This is a genomic window from Acetobacterium malicum subsp. dehalogenans DSM 11527, assembly GCF_000472665.1.
Lineage (GTDB): Bacteria > Bacillota > Clostridia > Eubacteriales > Eubacteriaceae > Acetobacterium > Acetobacterium malicum.
Genome location: NZ_AXAC01000003.1, coordinates 204590 through 230103, shown reverse-complemented (window position 1 = coordinate 230103; position 25514 = coordinate 204590). Strand labels below are relative to the sequence as shown.

Annotated in this window: 23 protein-coding genes; 18 read left to right on the top strand and 5 right to left on the bottom strand. The window is 48.0% G+C overall.

All coding sequences use genetic code 11. The annotated features are described in order from the left end of the window. The first annotated feature begins 24 nt into the window (after positions 1-24). A complete protein-coding gene (locus A3KS_RS0101080; protein ID WP_051355574.1) occupies positions 25-789 on the top strand; it encodes a M15 family metallopeptidase in 765 nt (254 codons plus the stop codon). Between the two features lie 281 nt (positions 790-1070). After that, positions 1071-1706 (top strand): Maf family protein, encoded by a 636-nt coding sequence (locus tag A3KS_RS0101075; protein ID WP_026393311.1) that lies wholly within the window; start codon positions 1071-1073, stop codon positions 1704-1706. Between the two features lie 61 nt (positions 1707-1767). Here the strand turns inward: A3KS_RS0101075 and A3KS_RS0101070 are convergent, their stop codons facing one another. Next, positions 1768-2250: a deoxycytidylate deaminase gene (locus A3KS_RS0101070; protein ID WP_026393310.1), complete on the bottom strand. Its 483-nt coding sequence runs from the start codon at positions 2248-2250 to the stop codon at positions 1768-1770. A gap of 163 nt (positions 2251-2413) precedes the next feature. On the opposite strand from A3KS_RS0101070, the gene A3KS_RS0101065 reads away from it, so the two are divergent. Both A3KS_RS0101065 and A3KS_RS0101060 read left to right on the top strand, forming a co-directional pair. Continuing rightward, positions 2414-2893 (top strand): VanZ family protein, encoded by a 480-nt coding sequence (locus tag A3KS_RS0101065; RefSeq protein WP_051355573.1) that lies wholly within the window; start codon positions 2414-2416, stop codon positions 2891-2893. Positions 2894-2962: 69 nt separating this feature from the next. Next, a complete protein-coding gene (locus A3KS_RS0101060) occupies positions 2963-3838 on the top strand; it encodes a nitroreductase family protein (protein ID WP_026393308.1) in 876 nt (291 codons plus the stop codon). A gap of 77 nt (positions 3839-3915) precedes the next feature. On the opposite strand, the gene A3KS_RS0101055 is transcribed toward A3KS_RS0101060, so the two are convergent. Continuing rightward, a complete protein-coding gene (locus tag A3KS_RS0101055; protein ID WP_026393307.1) occupies positions 3916-4167 on the bottom strand; it encodes a hypothetical protein in 252 nt (83 codons plus the stop codon). Between the two features lie 336 nt (positions 4168-4503). Between A3KS_RS0101055 and recQ the strand changes: the two genes are divergently transcribed. The 8 genes from recQ to A3KS_RS0101015 all read left to right on the top strand — a co-directional run bounded on the left by recQ (position 4504) and on the right by A3KS_RS0101015 (position 15483). Continuing rightward, complete coding sequence (recQ, locus tag A3KS_RS0101050; protein ID WP_026393306.1) at positions 4504-6696, top strand: DNA helicase RecQ; 2193 nt, start codon at positions 4504-4506, stop codon at positions 6694-6696. 26 nt (positions 6697-6722) lie between these two features. Next, on the top strand, positions 6723-7496 hold the full coding sequence (locus tag A3KS_RS0101045; protein ID WP_026393305.1) for a TraX family protein: 774 nt from the start codon (positions 6723-6725) through the stop codon (positions 7494-7496). Positions 7497-7577: 81 nt separating this feature from the next. Then, entirely contained in the window at positions 7578-8615 is a 1038-nt protein-coding gene (locus A3KS_RS0101040; RefSeq protein WP_026393304.1) for a helix-turn-helix domain-containing protein, read from the top strand. Between the two features lie 67 nt (positions 8616-8682). Beyond that, positions 8683-9912 (top strand): flavin monoamine oxidase family protein, encoded by a 1230-nt coding sequence (locus tag A3KS_RS0101035; RefSeq protein ID WP_026393303.1) that lies wholly within the window; start codon positions 8683-8685, stop codon positions 9910-9912. A 591-nt stretch (positions 9913-10503) separates the two neighbouring features. Then, positions 10504-11187, top strand: a complete 684-nt coding sequence (gene hypB, locus A3KS_RS0101030) for a hydrogenase nickel incorporation protein HypB (protein ID WP_026393302.1) — start codon at positions 10504-10506, stop codon at positions 11185-11187. A 14-nt stretch (positions 11188-11201) separates the two neighbouring features. After that, positions 11202-13976 carry an FAD-dependent oxidoreductase gene (locus tag A3KS_RS0101025; RefSeq protein WP_084504845.1) on the top strand — a complete coding sequence of 925 codons (2775 nt, stop codon included), beginning with the start codon at positions 11202-11204 and terminating at the stop codon, positions 13974-13976. A 264-nt stretch (positions 13977-14240) separates the two neighbouring features. After that, positions 14241-14582 carry a hydrogenase maturation nickel metallochaperone HypA/HybF gene (locus tag A3KS_RS0101020; protein WP_026393300.1) on the top strand — a complete coding sequence of 114 codons (342 nt, stop codon included), beginning with the start codon at positions 14241-14243 and terminating at the stop codon, positions 14580-14582. A 130-nt stretch (positions 14583-14712) separates the two neighbouring features. Continuing rightward, positions 14713-15483, top strand: a complete 771-nt coding sequence (locus A3KS_RS0101015; protein ID WP_026393299.1) for an arylamine N-acetyltransferase family protein — start codon at positions 14713-14715, stop codon at positions 15481-15483. Between the two features lie 122 nt (positions 15484-15605). Here the strand turns inward: A3KS_RS0101015 and A3KS_RS0101010 are convergent, their stop codons facing one another. Further along, positions 15606-16526, bottom strand: coding sequence for a PfkB family carbohydrate kinase (locus A3KS_RS0101010; protein WP_026393298.1), 921 nt, complete (start codon positions 16524-16526; stop codon positions 15606-15608). A gap of 486 nt (positions 16527-17012) precedes the next feature. On the opposite strand from A3KS_RS0101010, the gene A3KS_RS0101005 reads away from it, so the two are divergent. Further along, complete coding sequence (locus A3KS_RS0101005) at positions 17013-17636, top strand: hypothetical protein (RefSeq protein WP_026393297.1); 624 nt, start codon at positions 17013-17015, stop codon at positions 17634-17636. Positions 17637-17669: 33 nt separating this feature from the next. Here the strand turns inward: A3KS_RS0101005 and A3KS_RS0101000 are convergent, their stop codons facing one another. Next, entirely contained in the window at positions 17670-18581 is a 912-nt protein-coding gene (locus A3KS_RS0101000) for a DHH family phosphoesterase (protein ID WP_026393296.1), read from the bottom strand. A gap of 385 nt (positions 18582-18966) precedes the next feature. Between A3KS_RS0101000 and A3KS_RS0100995 the strand changes: the two genes are divergently transcribed. The 5 genes from A3KS_RS0100995 to A3KS_RS0100975 all read left to right on the top strand — a co-directional run bounded on the left by A3KS_RS0100995 (position 18967) and on the right by A3KS_RS0100975 (position 22331). Next, the gene (locus A3KS_RS0100995; protein WP_026393295.1) at positions 18967-19164 is read left to right on the top strand and encodes a cold-shock protein; all 198 of its coding nucleotides are present in this window, start codon (positions 18967-18969) and stop codon (positions 19162-19164) included. 149 nt (positions 19165-19313) lie between these two features. Beyond that, entirely contained in the window at positions 19314-19472 is a 159-nt protein-coding gene (locus A3KS_RS23700; protein ID WP_169727682.1) for a hypothetical protein, read from the top strand. A 102-nt stretch (positions 19473-19574) separates the two neighbouring features. Next, complete coding sequence (locus tag A3KS_RS0100985; RefSeq protein ID WP_026393294.1) at positions 19575-20879, top strand: DEAD/DEAH box helicase; 1305 nt, start codon at positions 19575-19577, stop codon at positions 20877-20879. 139 nt (positions 20880-21018) lie between these two features. Further along, positions 21019-21882 carry a response regulator gene (locus A3KS_RS0100980; protein WP_026393293.1) on the top strand — a complete coding sequence of 288 codons (864 nt, stop codon included), beginning with the start codon at positions 21019-21021 and terminating at the stop codon, positions 21880-21882. Further along, complete coding sequence (locus A3KS_RS0100975) at positions 21873-22331, top strand: chemotaxis protein CheX (RefSeq protein WP_026393292.1); 459 nt, start codon at positions 21873-21875, stop codon at positions 22329-22331. Before A3KS_RS0100980 ends, A3KS_RS0100975 begins: the two co-directional genes overlap by 10 nt. 104 nt (positions 22332-22435) lie before the next feature. On the opposite strand, the gene A3KS_RS22190 is transcribed toward A3KS_RS0100975, so the two are convergent. After that, on the bottom strand, positions 22436-25411 hold the full coding sequence (locus A3KS_RS22190) for a methyl-accepting chemotaxis protein (protein ID WP_051355572.1): 2976 nt from the start codon (positions 25409-25411) through the stop codon (positions 22436-22438). Between the last annotated feature and the right edge of the window lie 103 nt (positions 25412-25514).

Genomic DNA, 25514 nt, shown 5'->3' with positions numbered 1-25514 from the left:
CGTAAACGAGGAGAGGAGAAAGCCATGCATGTTCAAAATAAAAAGAGATTTTACCTGATGGTGGGACTGCTGATTGTCGTGATCCTTCTGGTGGGGTTTTCCATCTATATGATCTGGAGCGCTATTTCATCAAGTAATGCGCCAGTGCAAACCGCCAGCAATACCATCAATACAGCTAACGCTGATTCGTCACAGGGAAACCGCACCGATATAACAGCCAGTCAGGCCATCACCAATCCCACTGATTTACTGGTTTTAGTCAATAAAACCACCAGCCTGGATGAAAATTATCAGCCATCAGATCTGGTCTGGGTTGATCTCCCGGGAGTCAGGGAAACGCAATTGCGAAAAGAAGCTGCCACGGCACTGGAAGATCTCTTTGCTGCCGCTGAGTTAAAAAACCTTTCGTTGTATTGCTGTTCCGGCTATCGCTCCTATCAAACCCAGGAGGAGCTCTATGCAGAGAACGTTAAAAGCTATGGTCAGAAGGAGGCCGATCTGGTTAGCGCAAAACCCGGTCAAAGCGAGCATCAGACCGGATTGGCCATGGATGTCACAGCTGAATCGGTCAATTTTGATCTACTGGAAAGCTTTGGTCAAACCGCAGAAGGTGAGTTTATTAAGAATAATGCTCATTTGTATGGCTTTATAATACGCTATCCCGAGGATAAAACAGCCATCACCGGATATGCCTACGAACCCTGGCACCTACGCTATGTGGGCAAGGATGTGGCCGCGGAAATCGATAAAAATAACCTGACCTTTGAAGAATATTTAAAAACCAGTTAACGGTTATCATGATATCATCTCAGAACTGATTCCGGTAGCGCAGAAACGGCAAAATAGACCACCCGTTCATGAAGCCTCGTTCATGGCCAGGTGGTTTTGCTTTGTGACTAACTGCAGAAAAACGGGGTTATCAATCAATGGATACAAAAATAATTAAATTCGCTCAAAAAACCGTTAGCAAATGACTCAATCTGCGGTGCAATTTTTATTGTGTAGATCTTTTGTTTGTTTCGAGAAAATGATACAATAGGGCTATTATTTTTTAAAACCGGAGGTACTCCATGCAACCTAAGATAATTCTTGCCAGCCAGTCTCCCCGCCGCCGGGAGCTGTTTAAGCTGGTGGTAAATAGCCATGGTATTAAAGATTTTATCATCCAGGCAGCAGAAATCGATGAAAAACGGATTGAAGCGGAGATTTTGGCAAACAGTGACGGGGATTTTCAGGATACGGTAAAAAAACTGGTGGGCGAGCTGGCGGCGCGAAAAGCTCGAGTTGTTCAAAAAATTAATCCCCGCGCTCTGGTAGTGGGAGCGGATACGATTGTGGTACTTGATCAGCAAATCCTGGGAAAACCAGCCGATGAAATGGCCGCCTACAACATGATTAAGCAGCTGGCGGGAAATACCCACCAGGTGCTAACCGGGGTCAGCATTCGCTATCGGGAATGGGAAGAGCGGTTTGTCACAACATCCTCGATACGTTTTTATCAATGGGATTATCAGATGCAGCGGGAGGTAGCGGATTATGTGGCTTCCGGCAAGGCCATGGACAAAGCCGGGGCCTATGGTATCCAGGAAGAGGCCGGCCTCTGGGTCAAGGGAATTAAAGGGGACTACAATAATATTGTTGGGCTGCCAATTGCCAAACTCAATAAACGGCTCGGTAAAATGCTGGAGCAGATTGCCAACCAGTAACAGTCAGACATTCTACATCGAAAAAAAGCATTCCGTACGTTCAGGAATGCAGGGGGAGTGTTCAGTACAGGGATAACTCACTGTAAAAGGCCGGATTCAGGAATTCTTTCAGGGTGATATCGGCCATTTTAAAGAGCTTCCGGGAAACTTGAGTGGCATCCGCATCCGGGTATTTGTCTTCCAGATAAATCACTTTTTTTATCCCGGCCTGGATAATGGCCTTGGCGCATTCGTTGCAGGGAAAACAGGTCACATACAAAATGGAATCAACCAGCGACCGCCCGTCTGAATTTAGGATGGCATTTAGCTCAGCGTGACAGACATAGGCATATTTGGTGTCTTGAAACGTTCCTTCCCGCTCCCAGGGCAGGGCATCATCACTGCAGCCTTTCGGCATACCGTTATAACCGGTGGAAAGGATAATATTGTCTTTATTGACAATGCAGGCCCCCACCTGGGTATTGGGATCTTTGCTGCGTCGGGCCGATAACAGGGCAATCCCCATAAAATATTCTTCCCAGGTAATATAATCTTGTCGTTTCATCGCATTCTCCTGTTTTTTCTTAAGTTTACCATAAGTTTATTAGAAAGTGGAGCGGTCTCAGATAAAATTAACGAGTTTAGACTGTTTGTTTTGCCTAGAAAGGACAGGGTGATAATTACAAAGCGAATTTTTATAAACAGTAATGATGAGAAGGGTGACTGACGTGGTCAGAACAGGTGAAGAATTGGATACGAAGCGATTAATACGGATATTGGCCTGGAGCTGCACCCTGATCTGGATGGGTATTATTTTTTATCTTTCCAGTCAGCCAGCCACCCAGTCGGCCCATCTCAGCACTGGGGTTAAAAACGAATTATTGTCAATTCTGGCACATTGCATCCCGGGGATCGAAAACATGGAGTTCCGAAGTCTGGATTTTTATATCCGCAAAAATGCGCATTTCATTGCTTATTTTATTTTAGGCACCTTGACTTTGTTTGCACTGGTCCAAAGCGAAGCCAGAAAACCGGCCAATCTGGCGCTGTTGATTTGCCTTCTTTATGCCATCTCTGATGAATTTCATCAACTATTTATACCGGGCCGCTCCGGTCAGTTCCGGGATGTGCTCATCGATGGAGCTGGTGCTGTTCTCGGTGTTTTACTCACAACCATCGTTATTAGAAGGTTTTCCCGGCGCTTTTAGGGATAAAAACGATTAATACCCATCCAAAGGGGTATAAATTAAACAGCTAATACAAGGAGGTAGTAACTTATGAAATTCAGAGAATTTACAGTGAATAGTCACTCAACCAGAGAATTTGTCGATAGCGGTGTGGATGAGCGGGAGATAAATGAAGTAAAAACTTATCTTGACGAGGTAAATAGCACTGTTGGCAAAGAAAAGGGATTTTCCCTGATGCTGATGGAGAACGGTGACACAGTTTATCAGGACCTGGAAGGCTTCGGCGGTGATGGCGGGGTCATGATCAAGGGGCCTCATTATATCGGGTTACGGCTGGATAAGGCTGACCATGAAATTGAAGTCTTTGGCGCTTTTTATCTGCAGTCGGTGGTAAAAAAACTCTATGATCTGGGTTTGGGTAGTTGCTGGATCAGTCTCAATGAAATTATCCCCAGTCAGGAAGAGAAACTACGGGCGGGCAAGCCAGGGATCATTCAGTATCTGCTGGTCTTTGGAAAGCCCAGCAAAAAAGAAGGAAAAACCGATAAACATAAAACGATAATCAATTGTGATACCAAATATGAACAGAATCCTTATGGCATCACCATGATTACCACCAGCGATGAGAGCCGTCTTTCGGTAGTCGATACCATTTTCCTGCAAAACTGGGGAAATGTGGCGCCCTATGAAGAAATGGAAAAAAGAGGGGTTCTGGATTTGCTTTACTATGTTAGAAATTCGCCTTCATTTCAGAATATTCAGCCTTGTCGGCTGATCCTTAAAGATGGTTATGCGGAACTGGCGGTAGTTAATCCGGATCGGGAAGAGAACTACACCGATGCCGGGATTATGCTGTTCACCCTGGAAGGCCTGGCTAAAGAATTGAGTTTCCCGTCCAACTGGCATTTTATTCAGGACGATTCGGGAAATATCGAGTATCGCCGGGTCGCTCATTTCGACTTGTAAAAATGGACAATGGTTAAATAAACTGATAAAGTTAAAAGGGGCTCTTGCCATCGGAACCGATAGGCAAAAGCCCCTTTTTATAGATATTGAAGATGGGCATTGGAACGATAGAGGTACATCAATGCCAATTCCAGTTTCATTTCGATGCTGTTTTTAAGGTAATCCCATTCATCCGCCCGCTGCTTTTTGGCTAAGGCGATTTCTTTTTTTGAGGGGGTGGTGGCTCGGTGGGGTGATTTATTGGTCGTGTCGCTTGTTTCGAGAATCAGTGAAATATCGTTAGTCTCTGGATGGTTTTCATAATAAGTTGCAAATCTTGACTGTACCATTGTTATTTCCTTTCGTTGAACAAATTTATTGGCGATTACGAACTGCGGTGAGCTTTGTTCGATGTTTAAGTTCGGTAAGTGCCTATTTCAGCTAAGCTTCAAAAGCTTAACCGTTGATCTGCTATCAGTATAATCGATAGATGTTAAGGACTTTTGAACAAAATGTTAAGGTTTTGTGAAGATTGTTAAAAAAGATAACCTCGTACCGACAATTGTTAATCAGTGCCCTCTTCCTTGTCAGCGGCAGTCTTTTATCTTATAATAGAGAGATATGACAAAAGTCAGGGTTCCCACGGAACCGTCTAATCGGAGACAAGGATTCACAGGAGGTTCTTAGTGACGCTTAAAAAAAACCTGAGTCAATATTTTGGCTATGATACATTTAAAGAAGGACAGGAAAAAATCATTACGGCGGCGGTTAATGGCCAGGATGTGCTGGGGATCATGCCCACCGGCGGGGGAAAATCCCTCTGTTATCAGCTGCCCGCCCTGCAGCTGCCCGGCATCACCCTGGTGATCTCACCGCTGATTTCACTGATGAAGGATCAAGTCGATGCTTTGGGTGAAATGGGAATCCCGTCCACCTTTTTAAACAGCAGTCTCGATGATGCCACCTATCAGCAGCGGCTGGAAAAGATCCGGGCCAATCAGTACAAGCTCTTGTATATCGCTCCGGAACGGCTTTGTGCGCCGGTCTTTGTGGAGCTGGTGCGGACACTTTCGGTTTCCATGGTGGCAGTGGATGAAGCCCATTGTATCAGCCAGTGGGGCCATGATTTCCGCCCCCATTACCGGGAGATTCCCGCTTTTATCGGCAATATTTCGCCCCGGCCGGTGGTGGCGGCTTATACGGCCACTGCTACGGTTAAGGTTATTCAGGAAATCAGGGAATTGCTGGCACTGCAAGATCCGGTCGAATCGATCATCGGCTTTGACCGGCCCAACCTGCTTTATCAGGTGGTGAAAACCGGCGATAAGCTCGGTTATGTTAAAAATACCATCACCCAGACCTTTCCAGAGCAGTCCGGGATTATTTACTGCGCCACCCGAAAAACTGTCGAAAGCGTCACTGCCAAACTCAAAGGCCTGGGTTTTCTGGCCGGCGCCTATCACGGCGGTATGAGTCCCGCCGATCGGGAGCAGAGTCAGCAGGACTTCATTAATGACCGCCTGCATATCATGGTAGCCACCAATGCCTTTGGGATGGGGATCAACAAGCCGGATGTGCGTTTTATCATCCATTACAACATGCCCCAGAATATGGAGGCTTACTATCAGGAAGCCGGACGTGGCGGCCGGGATGGCGAACCCAGCCACTGTACCATTCTTTATTCCCCCGCCGATATTGTCAAACAGAAACAGCTGATCCAGCTGAATCAGACCTCTCCGGAGCGGGAAACGCTGCTGTTTGAGAACCTTCAGTATCTGGTTGATTATTGTCACACCAATGACTGTCTCAGAAAAAGCATCCTCAACTATTTCGGGGAAGTGGCCGAATATGAACGCTGCGGCAATTGCGGCAATTGTCTCGATCAGTCCGAAATGGTGGATATCACCCTCGACGCGCAAAAGATTCTTTCCTGCATTTATCGGATGAAAAACCGCTTTGGTCTGAATATGGTAATTGCGGTGCTCCGCGGCTCGAAAAATAAAAAAGTCCTGGAGCTGGGTTTTGATCAGCTGTCCACCTACGGGATCCTTCAGGAGCAGAGCGCCGAAAGCCTCCGCGAAATCATCATGACCCTGGTAGCCAAGGGCTACATTATCGTCACTGCCGATGAGTACCCGGTCCTCAAACTGACCCCGGCTGCCAGCGGGATCTTAAAAGGTGATGAAACGGTCTTTCATAAAAAACACCTGCTGAATATCAAGGCCGCCAAAACAAAAACTTCAGGTAAGGCTAAACCACCGGTGGATTGCGACGAAGCCCTGTTCGAAGAACTGCGCAGCCTGAGACGCAGCATTGCCCAGGACAAGGGACTGCCGCCCTATGTGATTTTCCCCGATGCCACCTTAAGAGAAATGGCGGCCTATTTTCCCCGGACCGAAGCCGAATTTCTAAACATCAACGGCGTCGGCCAGGCCCGCTATGATCATTATGGCACGGTCTTTATTGAAGCGATCAGCAGCTTTGCCGAAAACAACCCGATCACCATCCGGCCCCGGCCGGAAACGGCAGCAGACGACCCGGACCCCCGGGTGACCAGGCAACAAACGGGCGAAAAAGAAGCAAAAGTGCCCTCATGGGAACTCACCTACGAGCTGTTTGCCGGAGGCATGACCATCGCTGCCATCGCCAAGCAACGGGAACTGACCGAAAACACCGTTCTCGCGCATTTAATTCGCTGCGATCAGGAAGGAAAAGCGATCAACTGGGGTGATTTCGTCGATGCCGAAAAAGAAGTCATGATTATCAACGCCATTGGCACCGTCGGTCTGGAAGCCCTGCGCCCCATCAAGGAAGCCCTGCCAGAGAGCTGTTCTTATGCCGATATCAAAATTGTGATTCATAAAAATGGATTAGCATAACGAGTGTCAGAGAAGGAGAAAGACCGATGACCTCGACGAGCTTAAAAGTAATCGCCCTGATTTTGATGTTACTGGACCATATCGGACAGTTTATTCCGGGTACCCCGCTGTGGTTGCACTGGCTGGGCCGGCTTTCGGCGCCGGTGTTTATGTTTTGTATGGCCTGGGGCTTTTATTACACCCATGACCGCAAAAAATATCTACTGCGGATGTATTTCTTTGGTGTGGGAATGGGCTTGATTGATCTGATCAGCAATAACAGCATTACAGACCCCTACGCCATGATGTCCAATAATATTTTTGTGACGTTGTTGCTGGTAGGGGTGATTGTCTGGCTGATCGAAACCCGCAAAACGGACAAGCTCAAAGGCAACAAATTTATCGCCCTGTTTGCCGGCTATCAGATTTTGACCACGATGCTCTGTATTTTGGCCGGTCAGTTCGTGCCGCTGACTGGGATGATGAGCTTTGTCGGGGCCATCACCGGCAATCTGATTTTTAACGAGGGCAGCTTTATCTTTGTTTTTCTGGGGGTATTGATCTACTTTAACCGCACCGATAAAAAGCGGCTGATCGTGGCCTACGGGCTTTTCTGCCTGGCCTTTTTCGCCCTGGAATGGTCCATCGATCCCCGGCCAACCGCCCTGCTTTACAATAATTATCAGTGGATGATGATCGGGTCATTGCCGCTGATGCTTTCCTATAACGGTGAAAAGGGACGGGGGCTGAAATATCTGTTCTATATTTTTTATCCGGTCCATATAGTGATCCTGTTTTTTATCGGCAATCTGTTTTTTTAAGGCCCGCCAAAAAATGACGGAAATCGCGAGACGCAGTAGAATATAAAAGAATAACTGTTTGCAGAAAAGGAGATCGGCCGGATGGAAAAAGCTGTCAAAGATCAGGAAGAAGCAACAATCAAACGCCGCCATGAAATTCTGCTCTGTGGGCAGGAACAGGGGGTCAGTGCAGCCTGTAAAAAGTACCGGATTTCCCGGACCCTCTATTATCGCTGGCATAAACGCTTTGATGAACAGGGCCTGGCCGGATTGAAGGATCAGGTCCGCCATTTTGTGCCGCCCAATAAAGCGGCGCTGACGGTGGAGCAGGCCGTGCTGGATGCAATCGTTTCCTTTCCGGACTATGGCCCCCAGAGCATTGCCTGGCTGCTGGAAGAACAGGATCTGAACATCAGCAACAGCGGCGTCTATAATATTATGCGCCGTCACGATCTTAATCACAAACTGGCCCGCAGGCATTATAGCCGGAAAATCAGCGCCGCAGAGCATCAATCCGCAGCGGCTGATCGTGAAGTCCGGTCCACTCGGGCGCCGGAACCGGCACAGCTGACGGTGGGCGAATGCTGGCTGGCCTGGACGGTGGAACGGGAGTATCAGCCGGGGATTGGCAAACTTTATCAGTATGCGGTGGTGGATTTAATCAGCGGCGTGGCCTGTGCCCGGCTGTATACCAAAAAAAATGCCGACTGCGCCCTGGACCTGTTGCTGGGGGTAGCCGTCCCGATGGGCAATGCGTTGCTGATGCAGCCCAGCTGGATTATGACGCCCCATCAAGTGGAGTATACCACCGGCAGAATCCACAGCCGCCATCTTTACTCCAGCAAGCTCCGGGAAATGAATATCAGACAGGTGATTTGGGAGCAGAAAAATAATCTTTACTCCAAAACAGTACAGGTATTCAACCAGAAAAGCGGGGCTTATCTGGAATCGCTTCTGGCGTCACCCGATTCTTTTGATATGATCAAGGACGGCTTTCAGCAGTTTGTTCGTGATTATAATCTTAAGCTGCCGCTGGGTTATGGTAAAAACAGTCACAAAACGCCAATGGAAATCGTCATCGACGCCAATGGTCCCGGGGTAACCCTGCCCTTGTGGTCCTATGTTAATCGGAAGTATTAAGGGTGCAAAAAGAGTTGCGGTTCGCGGCGGTGTTTAGTACTGCCGGTCAGCCCGGAGAGGAGCGACAATGAAAAAGCAGATAGCCGTGGTGGGCGGCGGATACAGCGGTTTGACGCTGGCCTATTTTCTGGAAAAAGCCGGTCATCAGGTCACGGTTTTTGAAGCGGAAGAACGAGCCGGAGGGCATTGCTTGAGCGTCTTTCACAAAAAAGAATTCTGCGAGCTGGGGTCGGTGTTGGGAACCTCCGAGTCGTTGATGAAATTTTTGCGGCAGTTGGGCGTCAAAGCCGAGTATAAGTATTTTCACCGCAGTTTTCTGGGCCCAGATGGTGAAAAACAGGCCCAGATCGGTCCCGCGGAGATTGCCGGTTTTCAGGAGCAACTTAAGCGGCTGCCGGAATACCTGGCCCCCTATCAGGCGGCCTTAAGTGCTCCGGGTTGGGGGAATATTCCCGATGCGCTGACCCAATCCTTTGAATCTTGGTGCAACGAAAACAAACTGTACACCCTGATGCGGGTTTATGCGCCCCATCTGGTGGCCTTTGGCTTTGGGAAGTCCAGTGAGATTCCGGCCATCTATGCTCTGAAGTATCTGGATATCATGACCCTGTCCTCGATGATCGAGTCCCGGAAGCTGATCAGTTTTTCCAACGGCGCCAACGAAATTATTGCCAAATTGTCGGAGCGGCTGGATGATCTTAGGTTGAATACTCCGGTCACTGGCATCAGCCCGATTGATAATAACCGCCTGACCATTGAAACATCGGTTGGCGAAGAACATTTTGATGCGGTGGTGATCACTGTGCCGCTGGACCGGTTGGTGATTCATGCCTCTGACCATGCCCGCCTGATGGGTTGCTACCGACGCAAAGCCTACAATGTGCTGGCCTATGTGGCCCGGGAAAACTACCGAACCACCAGTTACTTCACTCATAATTTTGACAAAGACGGACACCTGCTGCTGTTGTACAGCAGCAAGCCGGATCAACCCGGATCGCTGCTGACCGCCTATGCCGCCGGCGATCTGCCGATTAAGGATTTAAAAGCCCAGATCGACGCCGATCTGAAACAAGCCGGCTTTAAGGCTGAGCGGCTGTTTGCCTACAAACAATGGCAGACCTTTCCGCACGTTACCGGGGTAGAGATAAAAAACGGCTTTTACGATCAGGTTAACGCTCTTCAGGGTCAGCAGGGGATCTATTTTTCAGGCAGCCTGACCTGTTTTCCGACCCTGGATAAACTGACCGAATACCTCAGCGATTTTGCCAACCACTATTTTGGACCCGCGCAACCATAAACTTATTTATTTTAGCTTGCTGTTTACAGATTTACGGTAACAGCCGGCTTTTTTTATCAACACATCCCGTTAAGTTGTTAACACCAAGTTAAAACAGCTGACGGGATGTGTTTTTATGCGCTGTTAAATTGTTGTCAAAGATAATCAGATGAACTATAATCAGTTCAAAGAAGTCACTGAAAACAATTACAAAACTAGTAAACTGCCGTGCGCTTCGCTGCTGGTTTCTCACAAACAATTTGCGCGATGGAATTAGGTAAGCACTTCGCTAGCGTACCGACCAATTGTTAATCTGTTGTTCGCCACACCATGCGAAATCCGCTACGCTTCTTTCGCATTAGTCGCGGGCAGTCGCCAACTATAAACAAGCTTATGATTGGCTCGTTGCCTTCGCGAAAGCTCGGACAGGCGTTGCCGTGTCCGCCTTGATGCGTACAACATGATGTAACAATTGTCGGTACTGGTTTGATGTTAGCGTATGAGCTTGATCTTTATACTACAAAATTGTTTTAAAAACCAACAACAAAGCAATGATCGTTCGATCTGGAGAGTTTTGTAATTAACTAAGATCAATAGAAAGCGAGAAATAAGATGGAAGTCTACAAGGTTCTGGAAATCAAAAAAAGCGTCTATGAAAATAATGACCGGGAGGCGGAGCTGCTGCGGCAGGAATTAAAACAGGAGCAGACCTTTCTGTTGAATCTGATGTCGTCGCCGGGCTCGGGAAAAACGACGACCCTGCTGCGAACCATTGAAGCTCTGAAAGATGAGATGAACATTGCCATTCTGGAAGCCGATATCGATTCCGATGTGGATGCCCACACGGTGGCTAAAACGGGAACCAAAGTAATTCAGCTCCATACCGGCGGGATGTGTCATCTGGATGCCGGGATGACCCGGCAGGGTCTGGAGGGGATTGGCACCGGGGAAACTGATCTGGTGGTGCTGGAAAATGTCGGCAATCTGGTTTGTCCGGCTGAGTTTGATACCGGTGCCTCCAAAAATGCGATGATTCTCAGTGTCCCGGAAGGCGATGACAAACCGCTGAAATATCCACTGATGTTTTCGCTGGTGGATGTGCTGCTGATCAATAAGATCGATGTTCAGGAACACTTCGATTTTGATCTGGATGTCCTGCGCGCCCGGGTTAACAAGCTCAACCCCAACCTGGTTGTCATTCCGATCTCCGCCAAAACCGGCGAGGGCATCGGGGAATGGGCCGACTGGCTGCGGAGGGCCGTGAAAAACTGGAACCAACCGGAATTATTGAGTTAGAAGAGGAGATCAAAATGAACAATAAATCAGAACCGACAAGTTTTAACCAGTCAACCCGCTTTAATTTTGCCCTGACCTGGGCGGATGTCAATGACCGGCCCTATCGTCAGGAAATTGTTGATCTGGCCAATAAAATCGGCCGTACCAAGGCGGGCACCGGTCGGGAAGCAATTCCCTTTGGTCCCGAGTATTATGCCCTGGCACCGATTCTCGATAACTATCAGGCTAAAATTGCGATGCACCTGGAATTCCGGGAAAAACTCAGTGCCGAAGCGGTGGCTACCGCAGCCGGGGAGCCCCTTGACAAAGTTACCGCCGCCCTTGAACATATTGCCTGGGCTGGGGTTGCCTTTGTCAATACGGTGGCAGGGGTCGATCTGTACTGGCAGGATATTTTTGTCCCCGGTCATCTGGAAATGATCAATAATAACAAAGAACTGGTTGCTAAACATCCCGAAGTTGCCGAAGCGTTTTATTATTTTGGCGGCAAAAAAGGCCCCATGGCTGTCGGCATCATGCCGATTGGCAGCGGACCGATGCGGGTTTTGCCGATTGAGCGGGCTATTGATGGCAATTCTAAAAAAGTGACCTATGAAGAGGTTTCCCACCATTTGGATCAGGCCAGTGTCTTTTCGGTGTCGGATTGCTCCTGCCGGACCTCCCGGGAAGCGATGGGCGAAGGCTGCGGCCACCTGAAAGAAGAGATGTGTATTCAACTGGACCATGCCGCTGAGTATTATATCAAAACCGGGCGGGGCCGCGAAATCACCCGGGCCGAGGCTTTTGATATTATCAAAAAGGCGGAAGATAACGGCCTGATGCATTCGATCCCCAATCTCGATACCCCCGGCCATACCCATGCTATCTGCAACTGCTGCGGTTGCGGCTGTTATGCGATGCGGCTGGCCAACGAGTACCTGAACAACGACATCGTCCGGTCCAACTATAAGTCGGTGGTGGATGAGAGCAAATGCGTGGCCTGCGGTGAATGCGTCGATGTCTGTCCCACCAATGCCATCAGACTGGGGCAGAAACTGTGTTCCAAGACGCCTCTTGACGAGACCGTCACCAAGGTGACCCCCCGTAATACCGAGTGGCAGCAGGACAAGTGGAACCGCGATTACCGGATCAACCGTAAAAACGTTCTGGATTCGGGAACGGCTCCCTGTATCACCAAATGTCCGGCCCATATCCCGGTTCAGGGTTATATCAAACTGGCTTCCCAGGGACGCTATACTGAAGCCCTGGAGCTGATCAAGAAGCACAATCCGCTGCCGGCGGTGTGCGGTCGGATCTGTCCGCGGTTATGTGAGGAAGATTGTACCCGGGGGGATATTGACGAAGCGGTGGCCGTTGATGATATCAAAAAGTTCATTGCCGAAAAGGACCTGGAAATGGCGAACCGCTTTATGCCGGTCAAACGACATGATTACAGCGATAAGAAAATTGCGATTATCGGTTCCGGCCCGTCGGGACTGACCTGTGCCTATGATCTGGCCATTGACGGCTACGATGTCACGGTTTTTGAAAAAGAGCGTCGCCTTGGCGGGATGCTGAGTCTGGGCATTCCTTCCTATCGACTGGAAAAAGATGTCTTAGGCGCCGAAATCGAGGTGATCCGGGAGCTGGGCGTCACGTTTGAAACCGGGGTTGAAATTGGCCGGGATCTTTCCCTTCAGGAGCTGCGCAACCAGGGCTTTAAGGCCTTTTATGTGGCCATTGGGGCCCAGGCTGGACGAACCCTGGGGATTGATGGCGAAACGGCTGATGGTGTCTTTAGTGGGGTGGATTTTCTGCGCCGCACCAATTTAGCGGAACAAACCAATGTTAAGGGTAAGGTCGTGGTAATCGGCGGCGGCAATGTGGCCATCGATGTGGCCCGCAGTGCGACCCGGCTGGAAGGTGTCGACCAGACCGATTTGTACTGTCTGGAAGCCCGGGATCAGATGCCTGCCCATCCTGAGGAAGTAGCTGAGGCCCTGAGTGAGGAAATCGGCATTCACAATGGCTGGGGACCAACCCGGATTATCACTGAAAGCGGCAAGGTTACCGGGGTGGAATTTAAGCGCTGCCTGGCAACCGTTGATGCCGTCGGTCGTTTCAATCCCCAATTTGAAGAAGCGGATCGGATGATCGTCGCCTGTGACGGGGTGATCCTGTCAGTGGGACAAACCTATGTTTATGGCGATTTGTTTGCCGGCGAAGCGGTTTTATTAACCAGTCGCAACACCGTGGCCGTCGATCCGGTCACCTTACAATCTTCACGAGAAGACATCTTTTCCGGCGGTGATGTTGCCAGCGGCCCCAAACTGGCCATTGACGCGATTGCGGCCGGTAAAGAAGCCGCGGTTTCGATTCACCGATTTGTTCAGAAGGGGCAGTCCCTGGTTTTTGGCCGTGACAATCATACCTATACGATGCTGGATAAGGACAATCTGGATGCGCGCATCGATTATGATGGCACCGAGCGCCAACGAATCGCCCATGTCGATGGTCAGGTCTCGAAAACGACCTTTAAAGATTTGCGCGGGGTCTTAACTGAAGCCCAGATCCAGAAAGAAACGGCTCGTTGCTTAAGCTGCGGTGCCAGCAAGGTCGATGAGTACCTCTGTGTCGGTTGCGGAGCCTGTACACTGAAATGTAAATTTGAGGCGATTACGTTAGAACGGGTTTATGATCAGATGGGCTATGAAATCGACGACTTACCCAAGGCGATTCTTAAAAAAGCGGTCGGCCGAAAAGCCAAAATCATGCTGAACAAGGTCAACCCTTTTGCAGAAACCCGATAAGAAACTAGCGGGTAGCACTTCGCTATCGTACCGATCAAATGTTAATCTGTTGTTCGCCGCGCCATGCGAAAGCCGCTACACTCCTTTCGCATTGGTCGCGGGCAGTCGCCAACTATAAGCAAGCTTATGATTGGCTCGTTGCCTTGGCGCAGAATTGGACAGGTTTATCAACCTGTTCGCTCCGATGCATACAACATGATGTAACATTTGTCGGTACTCGGTTTGTTGATTAAGTAAAAATACAAGAAAAAGAGGTGTGAGGCCATGCATGAACTGGGAATTGTTTATGAAGTGATAAAAATCGTTGACGAATTTGCGGTGGCCAATGATTTGACCAGGGTGGATAAGATTATTCTGGAGATTGGGCAATTGTCCCAGACTATTCCGCATTTTGTGGAAGCCTGTTATCCGGCGGCGGTCTGTGACACCCCCTATCAAGAGACCAAACTGGAAATCATCGTGTTGCCGGCCCTGGGGGAGTGTCAGACGTGCCATGAACATTTTAATGTGGTTGACCACCGCAAGATTTGCCCGAACTGTCAGGCGGAAGATTTCCGTTTGATATCCGGGCGGGAATTTAATATCAAAGAGGTCGTCGCCTATTGAACGGGTGCTTAGCTGAGAATCAGGGTTGCTTCATTTATAAATGATCCTTAATAAAATCCTTTTCGCTTTATTTTTCCGGGAATTCTGGTATACTGGGGTTAGTTTAAACGAAACTAATAAAGGAGAACTTATGCCGGATAAATTATTTAACCTGGACGACTATTTTAAGCGAATTGACTATAATGGGGGCCGCCAGGTTTTGGCCGAAACCCTGAAACAGCTGCATTTGGGCCATGTGATGAACATTCCCTTTGAGAACCTCGATGTTTTTGCCAGGAAAAACATTTCCCTGGATCTTGACGATCTTTTTGTAAAGATCGTCAAAAACCATCGCGGCGGTTATTGTTTTGAAATGAATACCCTCTTTGCGGCGGTGCTGACCGAGCTGGGCTTTCCGGTTACCCGGCATCTGGCCCGGGTCTATCATGAGGGTTTTGACAACTCGGGAAAAACCCATATGGTCTTGCTGGTGCAAGCTGGTGGTCAGCAATGGCTCTGTGATGTCGGTTTTGGCGGCAACAGTCTGGCCGCACCGCTGTTATTTGAGGAAGGTCAGGAGCAGGAACAGCTGGGCCGTATCCATCGGGTGATCGCCGATCCGGATTATGGCTACCGGGTCGAGTTTAAAACCGCCACCGGTTTTGAACCGATCTACGCCTTTACTTTGGAAGACTGCTGTCCGGCCGATTATCTGATCGCCAACCATTATACGGCCACTTTTCCGGAGTCCTTTTTCAGACAGGCCCAGATGTGCGCCCTGGTCACCGCCACCGGCAAGATCACCTATTTTGACGGCAGCTTAAAGATTGCCGATGGTGAGACGCTGACTGAAACCACCATCAGCGGTGATGCCGCCATCAAAGACGCCTTGAAAAGCTATTTCGGGGTGGAACTATCATAAAAGCTGGCAATAAAAAAGCAACAAGCCTTAAATCGGTTTGTTGCTTTTTTGTTCTTTAGTTCATTTTGATTAATAATTGGTCGATACGGCAGTTTTAGCCAACCGCAGCATTAATTTTGGGCTTATTTCTGGGTGGCCAGGAAGGCATCAATTTCGGCAGCGGTGGGCAGCGACGGCTGGGCACCCAGTTGGGTACAGGTCAGGGCGCCAGAAGCGCTGGCATACTTGGCCGCCTCAACCAGGTCGCCCATTTCGACAAAGGCCTTGGCCAGGGTACCGGTGTAGGCATCACCGGCGGCGGTGGGATCGATGGCGTCAACCTTGTAGGGCGGGACCATCACATCCAGACCATCGCCATAGAGATACGAGCCACGATCGCCCAGTTTCAGGACCACAAATTTACAGCCGTTGCGTTCCATCAGTTTTTTGGCGGCGGCCCGACAGGATTCTTCATCAGCGGGATAGATACCGACCAGAGCTTTGGTTTCGGTTTCGTTGGGGGACAGGATGGTCACCGGTGGCAGTTTTTCCAGCGGGTAATCCTGGGCCGGACCAGCATCCAGAACGGTGATGATGCCTTTTTTGTTGGCCAGTTCGATGGCTTTGGCATTGGTTTCCAGTGGGATTTCAAACTGCAACAGGACGGCATCAAAATCGTTTCCAAACACTTTTTCCAGTTCGTCGGGAGGGGTCAGCATATTGGCACCCGGGAAGATAATCAGGCGGTTTTGACCGTTGTCTTCCAGGGTGATGGCTACAAAACCGGTATTGGCACCATCTTTAACGATGGTGAAGGTAGTATCCACGCCTTCTTTTTTCCAGCAATCGAGGAGATATTCACCGTTGGAATCATTGCCGACAGTGGCATAGGCCGAAACCTGGGCGCCGGTCCGGGCTGCTGCCACGGCCGCATTACTGCCCTTTCCTCCTGGTGCATTGCGGTAATCATGCCCTAAAACACTTTCACTGGGTTCTGGCGCCCGTTCACACCGAAGAATAAGATCCATCATAACACTACCGACTAATAGAATTTTAGCTGCCATAAGTAGCCTCCTTTAAAATTTACCGGGTTATCCCAGCGAAAATTAATCGATCAAGCTTCGGGGCGCGTACCAGACCAGAAGTCGAACAGATTGATCCCAGCGGTATGAAAATGTTACATCAAACCCGGCGGTTTGTTTACATATGTAAACATTATCATGGGATGAAGACGATGTCAATCAGATTGAATGGAAAAATATTAACATCAATATGGAAAAAATTGAACCGTTGGAAATTGCCAAGGAGACTATTTTGTTTCGTTTGAGCAGCGTTCAGACAGATCGCTGAAATTGTGGATTGACGGGATTTCATAAATATCGGAGCGGAGGAATCGATTTGACAAAGTCCGGTCTTTTGTTTAGAATTAGTTCAGTGAAACGTGGTATTGTAAAGATCATGAGGTATTATCCCATTTAAAGTGACACATTGATGTGGGCTAGACCTCATTATTATGACGAATATTAAGAAATAAAACAGGAGAAAAAGGAATGAAGAAAAAAATTTCAAAGCCGATACTGATCGGCGGCGTTGCCTTGTTGGTTGTCATTGCGGTGGTGATTGCCATTGTACTGATAATGTTTGGAGGCGATAAAAAAGAGGTCAGTACTGATCCCTTAAATTTGTACAACAAGGTGTTGGTGGGGATGACCAAAGAGGAGGCTGAAAAAATTCTTGAGGTTGAAGGTTCTGCCAAGGGAAAAGGTTTTAACTATGTGGATGAAAAAACCGGCTACGGGGTAACGGTGAGCTACGATATTGTCGCTACAGATGCCGCGGCGGCGACTACCGAAACGGATGCGGAAGAACCCGCTGAGGTGGCGGTTTTTAAACAACTCTATGTACCGGACAATACCTATCTCGATGCACTGGTCAATGCCAATGTGACGGCTGATCAGGTTAATTCGCTAAAAGAAGGGATGCCCTACGAGGAGGTCAAAACGCTTTTCGGCGGGGTGGACGGGATTGAAATCAACTCGGCCTATAATAAGAAGGATGCCGCCAACGCCTACTCGGTGATGGCCTGGATCAATCCCGACCGCTCAGTGGCCTATCTGACCTTCCAAGGGTACAAGGGATCTCTGAAAGTCTTCGAATTCCGCCCGGCAGAATAAAAAAAGCGCAACCGTCACTGGTTGCGCTTTTATTTATTCGCTTTTTAGGACCGCGATGATTTCGTCGATAATCGGGTTGGCTTCGTCATAGGGAATCTGGCAGGTGCCGACCATGTGATGGCCGCCGCCGCCGTGTTTGAGCATCAGCTTACCGATGTCAGCGGTGCAGGTGCGGTTTAGGATGCTGTAACCGCAGGCAATCGAGACATTCTGCTTTTGCTTACCGTCGACGATCCAGAGGGACACGTTCTGATCCGGGTAGAGGCTGTAAATCATAAACCGGTTGCCGGTGTAGATGGTTTCGACGTCGCGTAAGTCAGTGACAATCACGTTAGCGTCGATCCGGGTATGGGCAGTAACCATTTCGGTAAAGAGTCGGGCCTGATCGTTGTAAAGTTCAACCCGTTCTTTGACATCCGGCAATTCAAGAATTTCCTCAATAGACAGGTTCCGGAAAAGATTGATCAGTTCTTCCATTAACTGGTAATTGCTGATTCTGAAATCCCGGAAGCGACCCAGTCCGGTGCGGGGATCAGAAATAAAGCCCAGCAAGATCCAGCCGGTGGGGTTTAGAATCTCGTCCCGGGTCAAATCCCCGGAGTCGACCTTATCCACCGAAACGATCATTTCCTGATAGTGGGGGAATTTGTCGGCACCGCCGTAATACTCATAAATAATCCGGGCGGCTGAGGGGGCCAGACGGCTTTCGCCTTCAACTCCGGGATGCCACCCCATTCGATCTTTCTCTGATGAATGGTGATCAAACCACATGCCGCAACCGGGCACGTAGGGAACATTGGCCAGCACATCATTTTCAGTGGGGGAAAAGAGCCCGTCCTGCAGGTCTTTGGGATGAACAAAAATCCAGTCGTCAATGATGCCGGCTTCTTTTAACAGCATGCCGCAGATTAAACCGTCAAAATCCGAACGAGTAACTAAACGCATATGAAACCTCCTAAGAAAAAATACTAGCTAAATGCCACTTTAAATTTAAAAGCCGCCAGGGCTGTTAATGTCAGTAAGAATTTAGAAACAGTTTTTATATTGTACCATTTAAGACGCAGATTTTCCATCTTTTCAATGAAAAAAATCAAGGAGCAATTGGGGTTTTAATTAAGAGGCTTAAGATATTTTGAAAATAATTATTAAAAAGTTTGCTTTATTGATTGGTTCGTGCTATTATAAGTAAGAACTTAAATTAATAGTAAATGAATTTAACATTAATATTTTTTAATTGGTACTATGCTTTACAGTATTATCCTAATTTAGAAATGTAGTTGTTATCCGTATTACAAGGATTTAGGGAATAAAAATTAGGAGGTACTCATCAATGAATGGTACAGTAAAATGGTTTAACTCAGAAAAAGGTTTTGGTTTTATAACAGGGGAAGATGGTAAAGATGTATTTGCACATTTTTCACAAATCGTTTCCAGCGGTTATAAATCTTTAGAAGAAGGCCAAGAAGTTTCTTTTGAAATCACTCAAGGACCTAAAGGCCCACAAGCCGAAAATATTCAAGTTATCTAATAACACAAATATTTTAAACTTATGCCTGAAAATGGCATAAGTTTTTTTTTATACTGTTAAAAAAATAAGACGAAACTAATCCCATATCATTACAACACTGTTAATTGTTTGTGTTTGCAATGGTTTTCCGGGGAAAAGGAGGGGATTTTATGTCAACGAACAATATCGAAGGAATGAAAAAAATAATTGAAGAGAAAAAAAAGTTAAGTGCACAGCAGGGAATAAAAGCTGACAAACCGAGTCAAAATAAGGTCAGTGATCGAAAAGCGTTTAAAACAACAAAACGAGGCGGATTTTTCGATAAATAAATCAATTTTCTAAGGAACGCTGCCGGCGTTCTTTATTTATGATCGGGTTGAATCGAAAAGTTTATCAACCCGTGCAGCACTTTTAAAATAAAGGAGAACCTATTGCAATTTGAAAATTTAAATATTATACAGCCGATTCAGAAGGCTTTAACCGCTGAAGGATATACTGAGGCTACCCCGATTCAGGAAAAGGCAATTCCGTCTTTGCTGGAAGGCCGGGATTTATTGGGCTGTGCCCAGACCGGAACGGGAAAAACCGCCGCTTTTGCGATCCCGATTTTACAGAAGCTCTCTTACGAACAACGAAACCTTAAGGGTAATCGTCCGATCAAGGCGTTGATCCTGGCACCGACCCGGGAGCTGGCTTTGCAGATCAGTGATTCGTTTAAAGCCTACGGCAAATTTTTAGGGCTGCGGACCCTGGTTATTTATGGGGGCGTATCACAAAACCCTCAGACCAAGGCCCTGGGTGCTGGTGTTGATATTCTGGTGGCAACTCCAGGACGACTGCTGGATTTAATCAATCAGAAATATATCAAACTGGGTCAGATCAAGTCGTTTGTTCTGGATGAGGCGGATATGATGCTGGATATGGGGATGCTTCAGGATGTCCGCAAAATCATCAAGCATATGCCGGCCGAGCGTCAGAATATGCTGTTCTCGGCTACCATGCCGCCAGAAATTGCTAAACTGTCCGGTTCCATTTTACGCGATCCGGTCAAGGTCACCATCACACCGGTTTCATCAACCGTTGAAGTGATTGAGCAGAACGTTTATTATGTCAATAAAAATAATAAGATCAATCTGCTGGTTCATTTACTGAAAAACCGGGAAATCGTTTCGGCGCTGGTTTTTTCCCGAACCAAGCATGGGGCTGATAAGATTGTTAAACATCTGGAACGTTCCGGCTTCAAGGCTCAGGCCATTCATGGCAACAAATCTCAGAATGCCCGACAATTGGCCCTGAATAACTTTAAAGAACGCAAAACCCGGATCCTGGTGGCAACGGATATCGCCGCCCGGGGCATCGATATTGAAGAACTGTCCCATGTTTTTAATTACGATCTACCAGAGGTTCCAGAAACCTATGTCCATCGGATTGGCCGGACTGGCCGGGCTGGTATGGGCGGAATTGCCATAGCTTTTTGCGATCAGGAAGAAATGCCGTTACTGGAAGGGATCGAAAAACTGGTATTGAAATCAATTCCCGTGGTTGAGGTTCATCCCTTTCCCCTCGTCGAAGTACCGGCGGAACTAAAGGTCGCTTCGACCCGGCGATCGGCGGCATATAAGGCAACAGCACCGAAAAACCGTAGAGGAGCTGGGAGTGGCAGCGGGAAAAGTACTGGTGGCAAAAAAGATCGGGATCGTTTTTATTCTAAAAATAAGAAAAAAGATAATGTGTAAAACCCGAATATTTAAACGCAAATAGGGTATCAAAAGTTTATATCACGCAGGCTTAAATATTACTTGACGAATGCTGATGATAACAATTAGAATTAGTGAATAGGAATTTTTTCGATTCGATTAAAAAGGCGGTGGATTTATGGAAAATATTAGAGTGATGATAGTAGATGATTCAACTTTTTCAATAGCAGTTCTTAAACGGATGCTTCAAAAAGATGGACTGGAGATTGTTGGGACGGCCCTGAACGTGAAAGAAGCAATCCAAAAAGCCCAGGAACTCAAACCAGATCTGATTACAATGGATATGACCTTGCCGGATGGGGATGGAATCGAGTGTTCAAAAGAGATTCTAAAACACTTAAAAGATACGAAAATCATCGCTGTCAGCGCCATGATGGATGAAGAAATTATCCAGCGGGCCAGAAAAGTCGGTATCAAAGGTTATTTACAGAAACCAGTCGACCAGACTGATCTTGATGCTGCCATTGAACGGCTTTTTGAAGGTGAGGAACTTTATGGCATCTTAAAGAATAATTTTGAAGAAGCTTTTAAAGAATCGATTTTCAGTTTTCTGAAACGGGAAATCGGTGGTGAAGTTGTGACGGAAAAGGTTGCAGCACATCCGATGACTACCAATTCTTCCGGGATATCCGTCGCTATTGGGATAATTGGCCGTCATGACGGTCGCTTAATCATGGACATGTCTGAAGAGACAGCACTGAGGATGACCCGCAAAATCCTTCAGGATGATGGCCAACAGATTGACGATGCTATTAATTTCCTCAGCGAATTTACCAATGTCATTGGCGGTAATGCCTGTTCGCTATTGAACGGTCTTAATCGTTCCTTTGGCCTCCGGGTTTCGCCACCCACTGTTTTCCGGGGCAAAGATATTACGATTTCCATCGGGGACCTTATGAGTGAGTCTTTTGTGATCAAAACCGATCTTGGTGATGTCTTTATGAATGTCGGCTTTCAAAAGGGGGATGTGGAATGGATGTAACAATTATCAATCCTTTTATCGCGTCGATCACCGATGTGATGCCACAATTGGGATTTGAAAACATTAATTTAAAAGCCCAAAAAGAGAAATCAAAAAAAATCGTGGCCAGTGGTATTGTCTTAACACTGGGGATTGTCGGTGATAAAAAGGGCAATGTCGCCTATGCCATCGATACGGAGGGGGCTAAACAGATTGCTTCCACCATGATGATGGGGATGCCGGTGGACGAACTGGATGATATGGCAAAGAGTGCCATTTCGGAACTGTCCAATATGTTAACGGCCAATGCGGCCATTAATTTTTCCAACGATAATATTACCGTGGATATTTCGCCGCCCACCATGCTGACCGGGGAGAGCATTGAGCTGAGCATGAGCAAGGATCAGGTCATGTGTGTTGAATTTGATATCGACGGCATCCTGATTGAAATCAATGTGGCCCTGGATTAACTGCAATACTAAAAATTTAGATTAAAATAAAAAGAGCATTATCCGTGATGGATAGTGCTCTTTTTTATTGACCACCAGCAGAGCTGGCGGTCAACAGCGTTAGTTTATTTGGTTAATTCAAATTTGCTGACCATGTTTTTAAGCAGTTCTGCCTGGCTGTAGAGTTCCTGACTGGCAGCGGCGCTTTCTTCGGCAGTGGCAGAGTTGGTTTGAACCACCTGGGCGACCTGGTCAATGCCAACGTTGATCTGGTTGATGGAGGCCGTTTGTTCGTTGGAAGCCACATCAATTTTACTGACCAGTGCCGCGACCTTGGCCACCCCGGCGACAATTTCGGTGAGAGATTCGGCGGTATTATTGGCAATGACGGTACCTTCAGAAACCTTGGAGATGGAGCCTTCAATCAGTTCGGTGGTTTCTTTGGCCGCTTCGGCACTGCGGCCGGCCAGGGTCCGGACTTCTTCAGCGACGACCGCGAAACCCTTGCCCTGTTGTCCGGCCCGGGCGGCTTCCACCGCCGCATTTAAGGCCAGGATATTAGTCTGGAAGGCAATATCGTCGATAACCTTGATGATGTTGGAAATCTTGGCCGAAGCGGCATTGATTTCGGTCATTGCACGGAGCATCTGCTGCATCTGGGTGTTGCCGTTTTCGGCATTTTGCTGGGCGGTCAGGGTCAGCTGGTTGGCCTGGTTGGCATTAACCGCATTTTCCCGGGTTTGCACCGCCACCTCTTCAATGGAGGCATTGAGCTCTTCCATTGAACTGGCCTGCTCGGTGGCACCCTGGGCCAGAGCCTGGCTGCCGTCGGAAACCTGGCGGGAACCCGAAGCGACCTCGTCGGCGGAATGATTGATGTTGCCGAGGATCTCATTGAGTGAGTTCATCGTATCATTTAAGGAATTCTTGATAATCGCGTAGCTGCCCAGATAATCTCCCGTCATCGGTTGGGTCAGATTGCCGGCCGCCATTTGTTCAAGTACAATGGCGGCTTCGTTAATGGGCTGTTCGATGGCGTCCAGGGTCTGGTTGAAGCCGTCGACGATGTCCCGATAACCGCCGGAAAAGCGGGACGCATCACTGCGGACTTCCAGTTTACCATTGATCCCGGCCTGGGCCAGGTTGCGGGATTCGGCAATCAGGTTGTCGATGGTGGTCAGGGTAGCGATAATTGATGGGATCAGTTGATCATTATCGGAACGCTTGCCGACGGCCACGAATTCGTTCAGCCGGCTGGTATTACCCTGGGAAATATCGATAAAGGCATCCTGGACCGTGAGCAGACGGGAATGAACCAGGTTGATTTCCGCGGCAAACTCTTCCATACTGCCTTTGTAGCTGCCTGTCATCGAAAGGGTGTAATCATTGGCGGCCATTTTTGTCATCACCTGGCGGGCCTCATTAATGGGCGCCAGTAGTGAGTTCAGGGTATTGTTGAAGCCCTCGATGATCTTTCGGAAATCACCGCTATGTTGGGTGGCGTCGGCCTGGATTTCCAGTTGACCTTCAGTGGCGGCCTGGGCCAGCATATTGACATCAGAAACCAGGGCATTGATATTATCGATACAGGAATTAAGGTTTTCTTTAATGGTATTGAAATCACCATGATAGGTGGCGGTGATTTTGGCGGGAATTTCGCCGCGGCTGATCTTATTGACATAGTCGGCCGACATGTTCAGCGGCTCGACCACGGCATCCAGGGTATTGTTGACACCAACCACAATATCCCGGTACTTGCCCTGGAATTTGGTGGCATCGCCGCGAATCGCTAAATGGCCGTCGGTAGCTGATTGGGTCAGCATTTCCACCTCTGCTTCAAGGTTCTTGAGGTTTTCCACCACTTCCAGCAGACTCTTGGACTGGATGTCTTGGTCGGATTTTATGTCGACCGTGACATTGAGGTTCCCCAGCGAAATCTGTTCCAGGGTGGCAATGTTTTCCTGAATATTTTCGGACAGTTTCTGGAAGGACAGCCCCAACTTACCCAGCTCATCCTCCCGACTAATGATTTCGGCGGGAATTTCGCTGTCAAAATCACCTAATTCGGCCTTGTGGAAAAGGTCGGTGATCAGAACAATCGGGTTAACCACCCCTTTGATCTGTCTGACGATGATAAAACTCAGCACGATCAAGGTTAATAAAAACAGTCCGATCAGCTGGAAAATCAGGGTCATAATCGGAGCATTGAGCTCGCTCTGGGGCTCCATAATCGCCAGGGTCCAGCCGGTGGCCGGGATCGGGGCGTAATAGATATTGTTTTTGCCAGCATCATCGCTGAACACCCCAGAACCCGGTTCACCGCTGAGCATGCTTTCGCCCAAAGCGGCTAGGCTGGCATTGGGATCTTCCAGCAGATTGACACTCATTATTTTGGCGGCATCTGCATCAGCAATGTAGAGACCATTCTGATCGATCAGAAACGCCCGGCCGGTTTCACCAACTTTTATTTCACTGATCATCGTTTGAAGACTGGAAAGATCGATATCGCCGGTGACCACACCTTTAAAGTTCTTATCGTTGTCATAGAAGGCTGATGCAGCAGTTACCATGGAAATCCCAAGTGCATCATCTTTAAATGGTGGTGACCAGGCAATTTCACCGCCGGCATTCTTACCAACGAGATACCACTCCTGGTTGGGGTAGTCATATTCATCAGTGCTGAATAAGGCTTCAGCATAAGAAATACTTGAATTCTCCCGATAGGCATAGGGTCCGAAATATTTAATTTCAGGTTTGTATGCATTATAGTCATAAAAGACCCCCATACCATAGGTGTCATCCGTCAATCCCACATATTTGGGCAGTAGATCGGAGTATTCTGAAATGGTCATCTGGGCACCAGTAACACCAATGGTTGTGCTTAAGCTACGCGCTGCTTTGCTGTGATTGCTGAGAACCTGTTCAATCTCACCAATGGTGTTGTTGAGCTGGAGATTCATCCGTTCCTCGATTTGCTGGTTTTCGGTGTTGATGCTTAAAACGGTGACGGCAATGCCAATCACCAGCAGGGCCAGGGCTACAAAAATGATCACCATTGAGGTGATTTTATTACCGATTGAATGCTTGTTAAAAATCTTCATCCTGATTTCCGCCTTTAACTTATTTTTTAGTGGTGCTGTGCGCTTGGTTCGGGGTTGGGAATCTTGAAAACATCTGTCAGTTTTTTTATCTTGGTTCTTTATA